Below are 15550 nucleotides of genomic sequence, written 5' to 3'. Positions count from 1 at the left end.
CAACTTGAAGGCGGTGTCAAAGCTTCTACGGGTACGTGATGTCATGTCTTTCTGGGTCCTCGTTGGGGATGATCATCCCCTATCGAGGTGTCCACGAGAATTAGACCAGTACACTGAGCCTCGTTGCCCTCACCCCCGGCCCCTCTCCCTGAGGGAGAGAGGAGCAAAGCGAGGGAGAGGGTGCAGGCCTTGAACTCTTACTTCCCGCTACCCGCCACGCCCTCGCCACCCTTGGTCAGGTAATAGGCACCGAGGATGGGCAGCATGGTCACCAGCATCACCAGCATTGCCACCACGTTGGTCACGGGGACGTCGCGCGGGCGGCTGAGCTGGTTGAGCAGCCAGATCGGCAGGGTGCGTTCGTGGCCGGCGGTGAAGGTGGTGACGATGATCTCGTCGAAAGACAGCGCGAAGGCCAGCATGCCGCCTGCCAGCAGGGCCGAGCCGAGGTTCGGCAGGATGATGTGGCGGAAGGTCTGCCAGCCGTCGGCACCCAGGTCCATCGAGGCTTCGATGAGGCTATGGGAGGTGCGGCGGAACCGCGCGATCACGTTGTTGTGGACGATCACCACGCAGAAGGTGGCGTGGCCGATGACGATGGTCAGCAGGCCTGGCTCGATGCCCAGCCCCTTGAACGCCGACAGCAGCGCGATGCCGGTGATGATGCCGGGCAGGGCGATTGGCAGGATCAGCATCAGCGAGATGCCTTCCTTGCCGAAGAAGCTGCGGCGGTAGAGCGCAGCCGCTGCCAGGGTACCGAGCACCATGGCGATCAGGGTGGCGATGGCAGCCACCTGCGCCGACAGCTTGATCGCTTCCAGCACGTCGGCGCGGCCGAAGGCGACGCTGAACCAGTGCAGGGTGAAGCCCTGCGGCGGGAAGCTGAAGGCGGCGTCTTCGGTGTTGAAGGCGTACAGGAAGATGATCAGGATCGGGATGTGCAGGAAGGCCAGCCCGCCCCAGGCGGCCGCTTTCAGGCCCATAGAGGCTTTTTCAGAGTGCATCGAAGGCCCCCAGGCGTTTGACGATGGACAGGTACACGGCGATCAGCACGATCGGTACCAGGGTGAAGGCGGCGGCCATGGGCATGTTGCCGATGGCGCCCTGCTGGGCGTAGACCATGCTGCCGATGAAGTAACCGGGCGGGCCCACCAGCTGCGGCACGATGAAGTCGCCCAGGGTGAGGCTGAAGGTGAAGATGGAGCCCGCGGCGATGCCCGGGATGGACAGCGGCAGGATCACCTGCATGAAGGTCTGGCGCGGGTGTGCGCCAAGGTCGGCCGAGGCTTGCAGCAGCGATGGCGGCAAGCGCTCCAGGGAGGCCTGGATCGGCAGGATCATGAACGGCAGCCAGATGTAGACGAACACCAGGAAGCGTCCCAGGTGCGAGGTCGACAGCGTGCTGCCACCCACGCCGGGAACACCCAGCAGCAGTTCCAGCAGCGGCTCCAGGTGCAGCGCCTGGACGAACCACATCACCACGCCGCCCTTGGCCAGCAGCAGGGTCCAGGCGTAGGCCTTGACGATGTAGCTGGCCCACATGGGCATCATCACCGCGATGTAGAAGAACGCCTTGGTCTTGCCCGTGGTGTAGCGCGCCATGTAGTAGGCGATAGGGAAGGCCAGCGCGGCGCTGGCGATGGAGACCGCCACGGCCATGCTCAAGGTGCGCAGGATGATGTCGAAGTTGGCGGCTTGGAACAGCGCGGCGAAGTTGGCCAGGGTGAGGTCCGTCGACACCGCCATGGTGAAGTCGTCGAAGGTGTAGAAACCCTGCCAGAGCAGCGTCAGCAGCGAGCCCAGGTAGATCGCGCCGAACCACAGCAGCGGCGGCACCAGCAGCAGGGAGAGGTACAGGGTCGGGCGGCGGTAGAGCAGGCTCGACAACCTGCGCATCAGGCCATTGGCGGCGCGCGGCCGCTCGGCGTTGAGGGTCAGTTCCATGTCACGCACCCTCGGTCAGCTGGACCATGGCATCGCGAGCCCAGCGGGCGGTAACCACCTGGCCCTGCTGGTGCAGCGGCGCGGCGTCCTGCCACTGGCTGTTGGCCAGGCTGACACAGAGGTTCTGGCCGTTATCCAGGCGGATCTCATAGCGGGTGGCAGCGCCCTGGTACTGGATGTCGTGCAGCAGGCCGCTGATCTCCACATCGCTGCCGTTGCGCGCGCCGCTGGCGAAGCGGATGTGCTCGGGGCGGATGGAGAAGGGCTGGTTGATTCCGGTGAGTTGGCGCGCCAGGTCGCCGCGCAGGACGTTGGAGGTGCCGACGAATTCCGCGACGAAGGGGGTCGCCGGCTTCATGTAAAGGTTGCGTGGGGTGTCCACCTGTTCGATGCGGCCCTTGTTGAATACGGCCACGCGGTCGGACATGGACAGCGCTTCGCCCTGGTCGTGGGTGACGAAGATGAAGGTGATGCCGAGCTGGCGCTGCAGCTTCTTCAACTCGCTCTGCATCTGCTCGCGCAGCTTGAGGTCCAGCGCACCCAGCGGCTCGTCCAGCAGCAGCACGCGCGGACGGTTGACCAGCGCACGGGCCAGGGCCACGCGCTGGCGCTGGCCGCCGGAAAGCTGCGCCGGCTTGCGCTCGCCGTAACCAGCCAGGGCGACCATCCCCAGGGCTTCCTCCGCGCGGGCCAGGCGCTCGGCCTTGGCCACGCCTTTTACCTTCAGGCCGTAGGCGACGTTGTCGCGCACGTTCATGTGCGGGAACAGCGCGTAGTCCTGGAACACGGTGTTCACATCGCGCTCGTAGGGCGGCAGGCCGGCGGCCTCTTCGCCGTGAATGCGGATGGAGCCTGAAGTGGGCTGCTCGAAGCCGGCGATCAGGCGCAGGCAGGTGGTCTTGCCCGAGCCGGATGGGCCGAGCATGGAGAAGAACTCGCCGTCCTTGATATCGATGGATACCCGGTCGACGGCCTTGACCTCACCGAACTGGCGGGAAACCTGGGTGAACTGGACAGCAAGTGTCATGGTGCGGTGCTCCGGTGACGCAAAAAAAGACATGACTTGGGCGGGGCTTCGCGGTGGAAGCCCTGCGGGAATTTCAGGTGGTGCGGACAAACTCCCTCTCCCAGAGGGAGAGGGAAGGTTTCATCGTGCTAAGGGCTGGACTGAGCGAGCGGCCTGAGGGCAAGGCGCCCCGCAGCGAGGCGCGAGACATACCTTCTGGTAGGCGAAGCGCCGAGTGAGGACGCAACGCCGCCATCAGGTCGCGCAGCCAGTTCAGCGACCGCCCATGATCGCGATGTAGTCCTGGGTCCAGCGGCTATAGGGGACGAACTTGCCGCCCTCGGCCTGCGGGGTTTTCCAGAAGGCGATCTTGTCGAACTGGTCATAGCCGTTGGTGGCACAACCCTCAGCACCGAGCAGGGCGCTGGCCTTGCAGCCGGCGGGCACGGCCGGCAGGGCGCCGAACCAGGCAGAGACGTCGCCCTGGACCTTGGGTTCGAGCGACCAGTTCATCCACTTGTAGGCGCAGCTCGGGTGCTTGGCCTCGGCGTGCAGCATGGTGGTGTCGGCCCAACCGGTGACGCCTTCCTTCGGGAACACGGTGGCGACTGGCTGGCCTTCGGCTTTCAGGGTGTTGGCCATGTAGCCCCAGGTGCTGGAGGCGGCCACGCCTTCGTTCTTGAAGTCGCTCATCTGCACGGTCGCGTCGTGCCAGTAGCGGTGTACCAGGCTGTGCTGCTTGCGCAGCAGGTCGAGCACGGCGGCGTACTGCGCTTCGGTGAGCTGGTAGGGGTCCTGGATGCCCAGTTCCGGTTTGGCAGACTTCAGGTAGAGAGCGGCATCGGCGATATAGATCGGGCCGTCGTAAGCCTGCACGCGGCCCTTGTTGGCCTTGCCGTCGGCCAGTTGCTGGGGCTCGAACACGGCGCTCCAGCTGTCCGGCGCCTGCTTGAAGGCCTTGGTGTTGTACATCAGCAGGTTCGGGCCCCACTGGTAGGGCGTACCGTAGGATTTACCCTCGACGGTGAACCAGGGCGCGTCTTTCAGGCGCGGGTCGAGGTTCTTCAGGTTGGGGATCAGCTCCGGATTGATCGGCTGTACGCGCTTGCCGTAGATCAGGCGCAGCGAGGCGTCGCCGGACGCGGTGACCAGGTCGTAGCCGCCCTTTGCCATCAGGCTGACCATCTCGTCGGAGGTGGCGGCGGTCTTCACGTTGACCTTGCAGCCGGTGTCCTGCTCGAACTGGGTAACCCAGTCGTAGTTCTTGTCCGACTCGCCGCGCTCGATGTAGCCGGGCCAGGCGATGATGTCGAGCTGGCCTTCGCCGGCTCCGACTTGTTTCAGGGCGTCGGCGGCCTGGAGGCTGGTGCTGGCCAGGATCGCGGTGGCCACTGCGCTGAGCAGGGCGGTTTTGCGCACGGACATGATGTTCCCTCTTTTTCGTTATTGGTCGGGGCAGATCAAGCAGGTGATGCCGGCCTTCAGGGCCTTTTATCTCTCTTAGAGGTCGTTTCCGTGGCGGGCCATGATGTGGCGCACCACGCTGTAGTCCTGCAAGGAGTCGCTGGACAGGTCCTTGCCGTAGCCGGAGCGCTTGAGCCCGCCATGGGGCATCTCGCTGGCCAGCATGAAATGGGTGTTGATCCAGGTGCAGCCATACTGCAGCCGCGCGGCGACCTGCATGGCCTTGTCCAGGTTCTGGGTCCAGACGGAGGAGGCCAGGCCGTACTCGGAGTCGTTGGCCCAGTCCACGGCCTGGGCGAGGTCGTCGAAGCGGGTGACGGTGACCACCGGGCCGAAGACTTCGCGCTGGACGATCTCGTCCTGCTGCTTGCAGCCGGCCAGCAGGGTGGGCTGGTAGTAGAAACCCGCGCCGGAATGCACCGCGGCGCCGGTGACCCGTTCGATGTGCGGTTGGCCCAGGGCGCGTTCGACGAAACTGGCCACGCGGTCGCGCTGGCGCGAGCTGATCAGCGGGCCGATTTCATTGTCCTGGTCGCGCTTGCGGGCGAAGCGCAGGCTGGCCACGGCCTCGCCCAGTTCGCTCACCAGGCGGTCGTGGATGCCGGCCTGGGCGTAGATGCGGCAGGCAGCGGTGCAGTCCTGGCCGGCGTTGTAGTAGCCATGGGTGCGCACGCCCTGGACCACGGCGTCGAGATCGGCGTCGTTGCAGACGATCACCGGTGCCTTGCCGCCCAGTTCCAGGTGGGTGCGTTTCAGGGTGCGGGCGGCGCTCTGCAGGATCTTCTGGCCGGTGACGATGTCGCCGGTGAGCGACACCATGCGCACGCGCGGGTGGCTCACCAACTGGCTGCCGACGCTGTCGCCGCCGCCGCAGAGGATGTTGATCACCCCCGGCGGGAGGATTTCGGCCAATGCCGGCGCCAGGGCCAGGATCGACAGCGGGGTGTGCTCGGAGGGCTTGAAGATCAGCGTGTTGCCGGCAGCGAGCGCCGGGGCGATCTTCCAGGCCGCCATCATCAGCGGGTAGTTCCAGGGTGCGATGGAGGCCACCACGCCGACCGGATCGCGGCGCACCAGGCTGGTGTGGCCGGGAATGTACTCGCCGGCGAGCTGGCCTTGCTGGCAGCGCACGGCGCCGGCGAAAAAGCGGAACACGTCAGCAGTGGCGGGGATGTCGTCCTGGCGCGCCAGGTGCAGCGGCTTGCCACAGTTCAGGGCTTCCAGGCGGGACAGCGGGTCGGCGCGCTTCTCGATAGCGTCGGCGATGGCCAGCAAGGCGGTGGCGCGTTGTGCGGGCGTGGTACGTGACCAACTGGAAAAGGCGCGATGGGCAGCAGCGACGGCGGCTTCCACCTGCTCGATGGACGCTTCGGCAATGGCTACCAGGGTTTCGCCGCTGGCGGGATTGATGATCGGCTCGGCCAACCCTTCGCCGATAACGAGTTGGCCGTCGATCAGCAGTTCGGTGTGCAGGGTCGGTGTGCTGGCGGCGCCGGTCATCTTGCTGGCTCGTTTCTTCTCGGTTTTTTGTTCTTCAGTCATCCCGGTGCTCCCTGGGTGGGCCCGGCATGCCTCTGCTTATGGGGAGCAGAGACTAGAGGCCGGGCCTGGGGTCGACAAATTCTAAATATTGAAAGTGGCGTTCGATTAAATCGAAGGCCTGCGGTTGTTCGGCTGTTCCCGCGCCACGGTAAGGAAAGGGTCCACCAGGGGCGGACGGGCGGTACCGCGCCGCCAGGCCAGGCCCACGTCCAGTGGGGCGCCCAGGTCCACCAGCGGGCGGGCCTCGATGATGTCGCCTTCCAGCGACCAGGGGCGGTAGGTCATATCCGGCTGGATCGACAGGCCGAGGCCCGCTGCCACCAGGCTTCGCACCGCTTCCACCGACGCGGTGCGCAAGGTCACCTGGGGCGTGAGGCCGGCGCGGGACCAGATGCGCTGGGTGTGCAGGCCCATCTCGTCGGCGTTGAGCTGGATCAGCGGCTCGCCGGACACGTCCGCCAGGCTGATGCTGTCGCGCTCCAGAAGCGGGTGCTGGGCCGGCAACCAGAGACGATGGGGCGAATGGGTCAGGACCTCGGTCTGCAGGGCGTGGCGGTCTTCCAGGTTGGAGAGGATCAGCACGCCCACATCGATCTCGCCGCTGACCAGCAAATGCTCGATGTAGGGGCGCTCGTCTTCGACCACCCGGGTTTTCACGTTGGGGTAGGCGCGCTGGAAACGGGTGATGAGGTCGGCCAGGTAGTAACCGGCCACCAGGCTGGTCACGCCGATGGTGAGGCTGCCGGCCACCTGGTCGGTGCTCTGTTGCAGGCTGCGCTTGGCGTTCTCTACTGTCGCCAGGATCAGGTGCGCCTGACGCAGGAACTGATGCCCCTGATGGGTCAGGGACATGCCCTTGGCGTGGCGATTGAACAGGCTGACGCCGATTTCTTCCTCCAGTTGCTGGATGGCCAGGGTCAGGGTCGATTGGGAAATGAACACCGCCTGGGCCGCGGCGGAGATGGAGCCGGTCTCGGCGACGGCGATGAAGTGGCGGATCTGGCGGAGGGTCATCATGGGCGTGGTTCGCGTCTGGATGGCGGCCGATGGATAGGGAATATCGAAATCTGAACAAGTATTTCGCTTTTTTAGATGGAATCCGTCAATCCCGCTACCTTGCGGACCCGCAGCAATATCTCGAAGCACACTGCGAACTGCCGCGGGGAATCCCAGCGGCTAGAGTCGGTCGATCTTTGGGTTTGGACTTATCTGGAGGCTTCGATGAACACCCGCGGACTGCTCGACCAACTGCTCAAATCCGGCCAGGAGCTGCTGCAACAGAAAGCCGGCGGCAAATCGGGAGGCTTCTCGGGCGGCAAGTCTGGCAACGGCGATCTCGGCAGCCTGCTCAAGGGGGCGGGCGGTGGCGCTCTGGCGGCAGGCGCACTGGGTCTTCTGCTGGGCAACAAAAGTGCGCGCAAACTGGGCGGCAAGGCGCTGACCTATGGCGGCCTGGCTGCGCTTGGCGTGCTGGCGTACAAGGCCTATGGCAACTGGCAGGCCCAGCAGCCGAACGCGCCAACAAGCGAACCGCAGACCCTCGATCGCCTGCCCGCGCCCCAGGCCGAGCAGCACAGCCAGGCCATTCTCAAGGCGCTGGTGGCGGCCGCCAAGGCCGATGGGCATGTGGATGCACGTGAACGCCAGCTCATAGAAGAAGCACTGGGCAAGCTGACCCAGGACGCGGAACTGCACCGCTGGCTGGACGCCGAACTGAACAAACCGCTGGACCCCGCCGACGTGGCTCGCGCGGCCACCACCCCGGAAATGGCCGCCGAGATGTACCTGGCCAGCGTGCTGATGGTGGACGAAGAGCACTTCATGGAGCGTGCCTACCTGGAAGAGCTGGCTCGTCAGCTGCGGCTCGATCCGGGACTCAAGGTCGAACTGGAGCGGCAGGTGCGCCAGGAACTCGTCTGACCGACACCACCTGAGTGGGAGCGGATTCATTCGCGATTGAAATCGCTCCCACAGGGCTCCCGCGCGTCGCCGGATCGGCGCAAATCGCGGCTGGCATGCTGCCGGCCTCCAGTGACTCGGGTATACTCGCCGGCTTTTCCGAAAGTTTTGCCAGCGAGAGCTTCCGCCATGGAAATCAACCCGATTCTGAACAGCATCAAGGACCTCTCCGATCGCACCCTGTCTATTCGGGGGTATCTTTGACTACGATCAGAAGCATGATCGTCTCGTCGAAGTAAACCGCGAACTCGAAGATCCCAACGTCTGGAACAACCCCGAGTACGCCCAGAATCTCGGCCGCGAACGCGCCCAGCTGGCGCAGATCGTCGAAACCCTGGACGACCTCACCGGTGGCCTCGCCGATTCCCGCGACCTGCTGGACATGGCGGTCGAGGAGAACGACGAAGCTGCAGTGAACGACGTCGCTGCCGAAGTCGAGCGCCTGCGCGAGATTCTCGAGAAGTTGGAATTCCGCCGCATGTTCAGCGGCGAGATGGACATGAACAACGCCTACCTGGACATCCAGGCCGGCTCCGGCGGTACCGAAGCCCAGGACTGGGCCAACATGCTGCTGCGCATGTACCTGCGCTGGGCCGACAAGCGCGGCTTCGACGCCACCATCATCGAACTGTCCGAAGGCGAAGTCGCCGGCATCAAGGGTGCCACCGTCCATGTGAAGGGCGAGTATGCCTTTGGCTGGCTGCGCACCGAGATCGGCGTGCATCGACTGGTGCGCAAGAGCCCCTTCGACTCCGGCAACCGTCGCCACACCTCGTTCACCGCGGTGTTCGTCTCGCCGGAAATCGATGACAACATCGAAATCGAGATCAACCCAGCGGACCTGCGCATCGACACCTACCGCTCCTCCGGCGCGGGCGGTCAGCACGTGAACACCACCGACTCCGCGGTGCGTATCACCCACGTACCGACCAACACCGTGGTGGCCTGCCAGAACGAGCGCTCCCAGCACGCCAACAAGGACACCGCCATGAAGATGCTGCGGGCCAAGTTGTACGAGCAGGAGATGCAGAAGCGCACCGCAGCCTCGCAGGCGCTGGAAGACACCAAGTCCGATATCGGCTGGGGCCACCAGATCCGTTCCTATGTACTCGACCAGTCGCGGATCAAGGATCTGCGTACCGGCGTCGAGCGTAGCGACTGCGACAAGGTGCTGGACGGCGATATCGACGAATACCTCGAGGCCAGCCTCAAGCAAGGGCTTTGACGCACCACACTTTTGTAGGAGCGGGCTTGCTCGCGAATAGCATCGAACGCTTCGCGAGCAAGGGCGAGTCGCCCTCTCGGTCCTACGGTTACCCAAATTGAAACAGACGCCAGGCAGATAGAACGACCATGAGCGACCAACAACTCGACCAGCACGAACTGCAACAGGAAGAAAACAAGCTGATCGCCCAACGCAAGGAAAAACTTGCTGCCGTGCGTGAAGCCAAGGCCATCGCCTTCCCGAATGACTTCCGCCGCGACAACTATTTTGCGGACCTGCAGAAAGAGTACGCCGACAAGACCAAGGAAGAGCTGGAAGCAGCCGCCATCCCGGTCAAGGTCGCCGGTCGCATCATGCTCAACCGTGGTTCCTTCATCGTCCTGCAGGACAGCAGCGGCCGCCTGCAGGTCTACGTGAACCGCAAGACTCTGCCCGAAGAGACCCTGGCCGAGATCAAGACCTGGGACCTGGGCGACATCATCGGCGCCGAAGGCACCCTGGCCCGTTCCGGCAAGGGCGACCTGTACGTCGAGATGACCAGCGTGCGCCTGCTGACCAAGTCGCTGCGCCCGCTGCCGGACAAGCACCACGGCCTGACCGACACCGAGCAGCGCTATCGCCAGCGTTACGTCGACCTGATCGTCAACGAGGAAACCCGCAACACCTTCCGCGTGCGTTCCCAGGTGATCGCCCACATCCGTCGCTTCCTCAGTGACCGCGGTTTCCTCGAAGTGGAAACCCCGATGCTGCAGACCATCCCCGGTGGCGCTGCGGCCAAGCCGTTCGCGACCCATCACAATGCGCTGGACATGGCCATGTTCCTGCGCATCGCGCCGGAGCTGTACCTCAAGCGTCTGGTGGTCGGCGGTTTCGAGAAGGTCTTCGAGATCAACCGCAACTTCCGTAACGAAGGCGTTTCGACCCGGCACAACCCCGAGTTCACCATGCTCGAGTTCTACCAGGCGTATGCCGACTACGAAGACAACATGGACCTGACCGAGGAACTGTTCCGCGAGCTGGCCCAGGCGGTGCTCGGCAGCACCGACGTGCCCTACGGCGACAAGGTCTTCCACTTCGGCGAGCCGTTTGTCCGCCTGTCCGTGTTCAACGCCATCCTCAAGTACAACCCGGAAATCACCGCCGCCGACCTCAACGATGTCGAGAAGGCCCGCGAGATCGCCAAGAAGGCCGGTGCCAAGGTCCTCGGCCACGAAGGTCTGGGCAAGCTGCAGGTGATGATTTTCGAGGAACTGGTGGAGCACAAGCTGGAGCAGCCGCACTTCATCACCCAGTACCCCTTCGAAGTGTCGCCGCTGGCGCGCCGCAACGACCAGGACCCGAGCGTCACCGACCGCTTCGAGCTGTTCATCGGTGGCCGCGAGATCGCCAACGCCTACTCCGAGCTGAACGACGCCGAAGACCAGGCCGAGCGCTTCATGCTGCAGGTCAAGGAGAAGGACGCTGGTGACGACGAGGCCATGCACTACGACGCCGACTTCGTCAACGCCCTGGAGTACGGCATGCCGCCCACCGCAGGTGAAGGCATCGGTATCGACCGTCTTGTGATGTTGCTCACCAATTCGCCGTCTATTCGAGACGTCATCCTGTTCCCGCACATGCGGCCGCAGGCTTGATGCAGGAGCAAGAAAAAACCGCCTTCGGGCGGTTTTTTCTTGGCTGCCGTGCGGCGCGCGAACCTTTTGCCCCGGCGCCGCTCCTAGTTGGCGCTCGTCAGGGTCGACAGAGCCTTAATCTTGCCCATCCCAGCATTGAATAGCCGGATAAATGGTCAACACTTTCACCTTGAGTGAGATCGGAGGGTTTCCTGTCTTGAACCAGACGTCCCGCAGTGACAGTGCCGCCCGCGTGGCCTGCGCGGTAGCCGAAAGCGTGAAGTACCAGGGCCGCAAGGCCAGCCGCCAGGGCAGCGAACAGCGCCGCCAGGCGATCCTCGATGCCGCCATGCGCATCATCGTCCGTGACGGCGTGCGTGCCGTACGCCATCGCGCCGTGGCCGCCGAGGCCCAGGTGCCGCTATCGGCCACCACCTATTACTTCAAGGACATCAACGACCTCATCACCGACACCTTCGCCCAGTTCGTGGAGCGCAGTTCGGCGGTGATGGCGGCCTTCTGGGCCAGCGTGGAGGACGACCTCCAGGCCATGGCTGCGGTGCTCAGCCGCGACGGTGACTCGCGCCGGGCGATGACCGACCAGATCGTCGAGCTGGCCATCCAGTACGTGCGCAGCCAGTTGGAGGAAAACCGCGACCAACTGCTCGCCGAACACGCCTTCCGCCAGGAAGCGCTGCTCAACGCCGGCCTGCGTAATCTTGCTGACGCACATCGCAGGATACTGTCGCAGGGCGCGGAGCATTTCTTCCAGGTGCTGGGCTCGGCCGAGCCAACTCAAGACGCCAAGGTGTTGACGGCCGTCATTCTGCGGATGGAATATCAGGGCCTCCTCGACGGGGTGGAAAACCTCGACATCGACGAGATGCGGGCCGTCCTGAAACGCTACCTTTACCTGGTGATGGGACTGTAGGCGCATAGATCGAACCCCGCCGAGGCGGGGTTTTTCGTTATCACAAGGAGAGCGAAATGAAAGTCTGGCGTGCCGTGGTTGCCCTGTCCTTCCTGCTGTTGGGCGGCTGCCTGGTCACCTTCAAGGATCCGATCCCGGCCAACGAGCCGGCACCCATGCCACTTCTCGGGGACTGGACCCGCAAGGACGAGTGGGGCGAGCGCCAGTACCTGGAGGTCAGCCGCGCCGGCTCCAACCTGTACAAGGCACGCAGCTTCGAGGGCAGCAAGGACAACCTGGAGGGCATGGAGGAGTTCGGCTTCACCGTCGCCCACCATGGACGCCGCTGGTACCTTTCGGCCGGTCTGCCGAAGAGGCTCGGTGCCAACTTCGCCATCGCCGGATTCGAGCTGACCACCGACAACGAGTTGGTGGTCTACAACCTGGATGTCGAACGTTTCGAGCAGGAAATGCAGGACGGCAAATTCCAGGGGCAGGTCGTGGAAATGCCGGAAGGCGACGGCGTGCTCATCACCAGCCCGCTGGATGTGGTCTTCGGCTGGCTGGACGACCCCGCCAACTCCGACGTTTTCGTCGAAGTGGCGCGGTACCAGCGCGCGACCGAGGAGTGAGCCACCGATGACCCGCCGCAAGCTGCCAGACGATTACCAGAAGACCATTCGCGCGCTATCGGACCGTATCGTCCAGGCGCAGACACCGATCCGCGTGCTGGACGCCGTGAAGTGGGACGACAGCGTCCGCCAGGGCTTCCTCAAGCACAAGGGCAAGGTCATGCCCCCAGTGGACCGCGCCTACTACGACAGCCGTCCACTGGCCTTCGACTCGGTCGAGAAGAAGCTGGAATTCCAGAACATCGAGCGCGATATCACCCGTCACCTGGGCCAGTTCAACCCGGTGGGGCAGATCATGCGGCGGATGTGCAAGGAGTACCGCATGGTCATCCGCATGCTCGAAGCACGCGGCACCGCGGATTTCGGCCTGATCTCCCAGGAACTCTATGGTGCCGCCTCCGACGCCTTCCATGCCGGCGACCCGACCCTGGCCGACCTCGGCCTGATGCTCTCGGACTACCTGAACAACATCGCCCATCGCGGCGACCTCAAGGACGAGGCCAAGACCCTCACCGCCAAGGACGCCGTGGGCTTGCTGCAGAGTCGGCTGGCGGCCGTGTTCGGCGACGACACCATCCGCGTGTTCGAGTCTGACGGCATAGTCGCGGATGCCGCGGCCGGGGCGGACTACATCAAGGTGCGTGCCGACGCCATGTTCAACGAGCGCGACGTGCGTGCCCTGGAAGTCCACGAAGGGCTGGTACACGTGGGGACCACCCTGAACGGCCAGAATCAGCCGATCTGCACCTTCCTCTCCAAGGGCCCGCCGTCGTCGACCGTGACCCAGGAAGGCCTGGCGATCCTGATGGAGGTCATCGCCTTCGCCTCTTACCCGACTCGCCTGCGCCGGCTGACCAACCGCACCCGCGCCATCCACATGGCGGAGGAGGGCGCGGACTTCCTCGAGATCTACCATTTCTACCGCGAGCAGGGTTGCAGCATGGAAGAGAGCTACGGTAACGCCAGCCGTGCTTTCCGTGGCTCGCTGCCGGGCGGGCTGCCCTTCACCAAGGACCTGTCCTACCTGAAGGGCTTCATCCTGATCTACAACTACATCCAGCTGGCCGTGCGCAAAGGCAAGCTGGAGCAGATCCCTCTCCTGTTCTGCGGCAAGACCACCCTGGAAGACACCCGCACCCTGCGCCAACTGGTGGACGAGGGGCTGGTGGTACCACCCAAGTACCTGCCGCCGCAGTTCCGCGACCTCAACGCGCTGTCGGCCTGGATGTGCTTCTCCAACTTCCTCAACCACCTGAGCCTGGACCGCATCGAGGCGGACTACGCCAACATCCTCTGACCAGCCTGCAGGGGCGAAGGCACTCCCCCTGCAAGGCGGCACGAACCCTGTAGCGGCGAATTCATTCGCCAACCAGCCCGCAGGGCTGGCCTGTGATGTTTCAGGAAGGAAATGCACATGCCCGGTTCCCGCCTCTTGCCGATCCTCTTCGTCCTGCTCCTGCAAGGCTGCAGCGCGCTGCTCTTCTACCCCGACCGCTACCTGCCCTTCACCCCGGAGAAGGCCAAGCTGGAGTACCGCGACATCAGCCTGACCGCCGCTGACGGTACGCGCCTGCATGCCTGGTGGTTGCCAGCCAAACCGGGTGTGGACGTGAAGGGCACGGTGCTGCACCTGCATGGCAATGGCGGCAATGTCGCTACCCACCTGGGCGGCAGCTGGTGGTTGCCGGCGCAGGGTTACCAGGTGCTGCTACTGGATTACCGTGGCTATGGCCGCTCCGAAGGCTCGCCCAGCCTGCCGGCGATCTACCAGGACATCGAGGCCGCCTTCGCCTGGCTCGACCAGGCGCCGGAAGTCCAGGGCAAGCCGGTCGTGCTGCTGGGGCAGAGCATCGGCGGCGCGCTGGCGGTGCATTATCTTGCCGAACACCCTGCTCGGCGCGAGCAACTCAGGGCGCTGGTGCTGGACGGCGTGCCCGCCAGCTACCGCGAAGTGGCCCAATACAGCCTCTCCAACGCTTTGGTCACCTGGCCGCTGCAGGTCCCGCTGTCCTTCCTGATTCCGGATAGTGACAGCGCTATCCGCGCAATCGGCGGGCTGAAAGGCCTGCCCATGCTGATCTACCACAGCATCGACGATCCGGTGGTGCCTCTTTCCAACGGCGTGCGCTTGTATCAAGCTGCGCCCCCGCCGCGGGTGTTCCAGCCGGTCCGCGGCGGCCATGTGCAGACCTTCGCCGATCCCACCTGGCGACAGGTCATGCTGCTTTACCTCGAAGACCCGAAAGGCTTCGTCGGACTGCGCCGGCTGGCTGAAGTCCCGAATACAGAGAGTCCCCAATGAGCGAACGCAACCCCATTCCGCTGATCCTCACCGGCATCGGCAGCATTGTCGGCACCGTGATGGTGCTCTGGTACTACGGCTACCTTCACTTCGCCAAGCCGGAGGACGCCCTGTTGCTGTCCGACTTCACCATGCTCAAGACCATCCCGGGCGAGGATTACAAGGTTTCCCTGGAAGCTGCCCCGCAGGTCGCCCAGTGCATCGACGGCGTGCTGGTGCTGTTCGACACCCAGCAGAAGGGCCTGACCGGCGTGTTGGTGGACAACAAGCGCAAGGCCGTGCGCTGCATGGGTCAGGAGACCCCGCAAGAGGTCAAATAAGGGGCTAGCCTCCGTTTGGAGGTACCCGTCATGGACATTCGAATCTGGCAGGGTGATATCACCACCCTGAGCGTCGACGCCATCGTCAATGCCGCCAACAGTTCGCTGCTTGGTGGCGGTGGCGTCGACGGCGCCATCCACCGGGCCGCCGGCTCCGAGCTCCTCGCCCACTGCCGCACGCTAGGCGGCTGCCCTACAGGCGAGGCACGCATCACCCCGGGCTTCCGCCTGCCGGCGCGCTTCGTGATCCACACCGTCGGGCCGGTCTGGCACGGCGGCACTCGCCGCGAACCCGAACTCCTCGCCAACTGCTACCGCAACAGCCTGGCCCTGGCCGAAGCCGAAGGGCTGGCCAGCATCGCCTTTCCGGCGATCAGTTGCGGGGTGTATGGCTATCCGCTGGAGGCGGCGGCGCGAATCGCTGTGGCCGAGCTGCAGCGGCCGCGGCCGGCGGGCAGCCGTCTGCATGAGGTGCTGTTGGTGGCCTTTGGGGCGGACATGGTGAAGATCTATCAGGACACCCTGAAGTAGGCTGCTGGGAGCGAACGGCCTGTCTTGCCGGACCTCTTTCGTAGGATGGGTAGAGCGGAGCGAAACCCATCATCGGATCGATGGGTTTCGCAGGTGTTCTCA

15 protein-coding genes are annotated in these 15550 nt (G+C 64.4%); 9 read left to right on the top strand and 6 right to left on the bottom strand.

Features of this window, described 5'->3' with window-relative positions:
- Nucleotides 1-197: 197 nt before the first annotated feature.
- The 6 genes from FFS60_RS13015 to FFS60_RS12990 form a co-directional block, all read right to left on the bottom strand.
- The gene (locus FFS60_RS13015) at nucleotides 198-1004 is read right to left on the bottom strand and encodes an ABC transporter permease (protein WP_028627390.1); all 807 of its coding nucleotides are present in this window, start codon (nucleotides 1002-1004) and stop codon (nucleotides 198-200) included.
- A complete protein-coding gene (locus FFS60_RS13010) occupies nucleotides 994-1944 on the bottom strand; it encodes an ABC transporter permease (protein ID WP_137822190.1) in 951 nt (316 codons plus the stop codon). Before FFS60_RS13010 ends, FFS60_RS13015 begins: the two co-directional genes overlap by 11 nt.
- Nucleotide 1945: 1 nt before the next feature.
- Nucleotides 1946-2971: an ABC transporter ATP-binding protein gene (locus tag FFS60_RS13005; RefSeq protein ID WP_137822189.1), complete on the bottom strand. Its 1026-nt coding sequence runs from the start codon at nucleotides 2969-2971 to the stop codon at nucleotides 1946-1948.
- A 252-nt stretch (nucleotides 2972-3223) separates the two neighbouring features.
- Nucleotides 3224-4375 (bottom strand): putative ABC transporter substrate-binding protein YdcS, encoded by a 1152-nt coding sequence (gene ydcS, locus FFS60_RS13000; RefSeq protein ID WP_137822188.1) that lies wholly within the window; start codon nucleotides 4373-4375, stop codon nucleotides 3224-3226.
- Between the two features lie 75 nt (nucleotides 4376-4450).
- Complete coding sequence (locus FFS60_RS12995; RefSeq protein WP_171016521.1) at nucleotides 4451-5956, bottom strand: gamma-aminobutyraldehyde dehydrogenase; 1506 nt, start codon at nucleotides 5954-5956, stop codon at nucleotides 4451-4453.
- Between the two features lie 105 nt (nucleotides 5957-6061).
- The gene (locus tag FFS60_RS12990) at nucleotides 6062-6973 is read right to left on the bottom strand and encodes a LysR family transcriptional regulator (protein ID WP_137822187.1); all 912 of its coding nucleotides are present in this window, start codon (nucleotides 6971-6973) and stop codon (nucleotides 6062-6064) included.
- A 204-nt stretch (nucleotides 6974-7177) separates the two neighbouring features.
- Between FFS60_RS12990 and FFS60_RS12985 the strand changes: the two genes are divergently transcribed.
- From FFS60_RS12985 to FFS60_RS12945, 9 genes are all read left to right on the top strand, one after another.
- Entirely contained in the window at nucleotides 7178-7876 is a 699-nt protein-coding gene (locus tag FFS60_RS12985) for a tellurite resistance TerB family protein (RefSeq protein ID WP_137822186.1), read from the top strand.
- A gap of 168 nt (nucleotides 7877-8044) precedes the next feature.
- A protein-coding gene (gene prfB / locus FFS60_RS12980) for a peptide chain release factor 2 (protein WP_137822185.1) occupies nucleotides 8045-9140 on the top strand; the annotation gives its coding sequence in 2 pieces (ribosomal slippage) (nucleotides 8045-8116 and nucleotides 8118-9140; 1095 coding nt in all).
- 128 nt (nucleotides 9141-9268) lie between these two features.
- Nucleotides 9269-10774 (top strand): lysine--tRNA ligase, encoded by a 1506-nt coding sequence (lysS, locus tag FFS60_RS12975; protein ID WP_137822184.1) that lies wholly within the window; start codon nucleotides 9269-9271, stop codon nucleotides 10772-10774.
- A gap of 196 nt (nucleotides 10775-10970) precedes the next feature.
- Entirely contained in the window at nucleotides 10971-11684 is a 714-nt protein-coding gene (locus FFS60_RS12970; RefSeq protein ID WP_137822183.1) for a TetR/AcrR family transcriptional regulator, read from the top strand.
- 56 nt (nucleotides 11685-11740) lie between these two features.
- Nucleotides 11741-12295, top strand: coding sequence for a hypothetical protein (locus FFS60_RS12965; RefSeq protein WP_028627400.1), 555 nt, complete (start codon nucleotides 11741-11743; stop codon nucleotides 12293-12295).
- Nucleotides 12296-12302: 7 nt separating this feature from the next.
- Nucleotides 12303-13592, top strand: a complete 1290-nt coding sequence (locus FFS60_RS12960; RefSeq protein WP_137822182.1) for a flavohemoglobin expression-modulating QEGLA motif protein — start codon at nucleotides 12303-12305, stop codon at nucleotides 13590-13592.
- A 111-nt stretch (nucleotides 13593-13703) separates the two neighbouring features.
- Nucleotides 13704-14597 (top strand): alpha/beta hydrolase, encoded by an 894-nt coding sequence (locus FFS60_RS12955; RefSeq protein ID WP_137822181.1) that lies wholly within the window; start codon nucleotides 13704-13706, stop codon nucleotides 14595-14597.
- Complete coding sequence (locus FFS60_RS12950; protein ID WP_028627403.1) at nucleotides 14594-14917, top strand: hypothetical protein; 324 nt, start codon at nucleotides 14594-14596, stop codon at nucleotides 14915-14917. The genes FFS60_RS12955 and FFS60_RS12950 overlap by 4 nt, the downstream gene beginning before the upstream one ends.
- 30 nt (nucleotides 14918-14947) lie before the next feature.
- Complete coding sequence (locus tag FFS60_RS12945; RefSeq protein ID WP_137822180.1) at nucleotides 14948-15448, top strand: O-acetyl-ADP-ribose deacetylase; 501 nt, start codon at nucleotides 14948-14950, stop codon at nucleotides 15446-15448.
- Nucleotides 15449-15550 lie beyond the last annotated feature (102 nt).

This window comes from Pseudomonas sp. D(2018), assembly GCF_005502555.1.
Lineage (GTDB): Bacteria > Pseudomonadota > Gammaproteobacteria > Pseudomonadales > Pseudomonadaceae > Metapseudomonas > Metapseudomonas resinovorans.
Note: the sequence above shows the minus strand (reverse complement) of the source record. Positions and strands in the feature narration are given on the sequence as shown.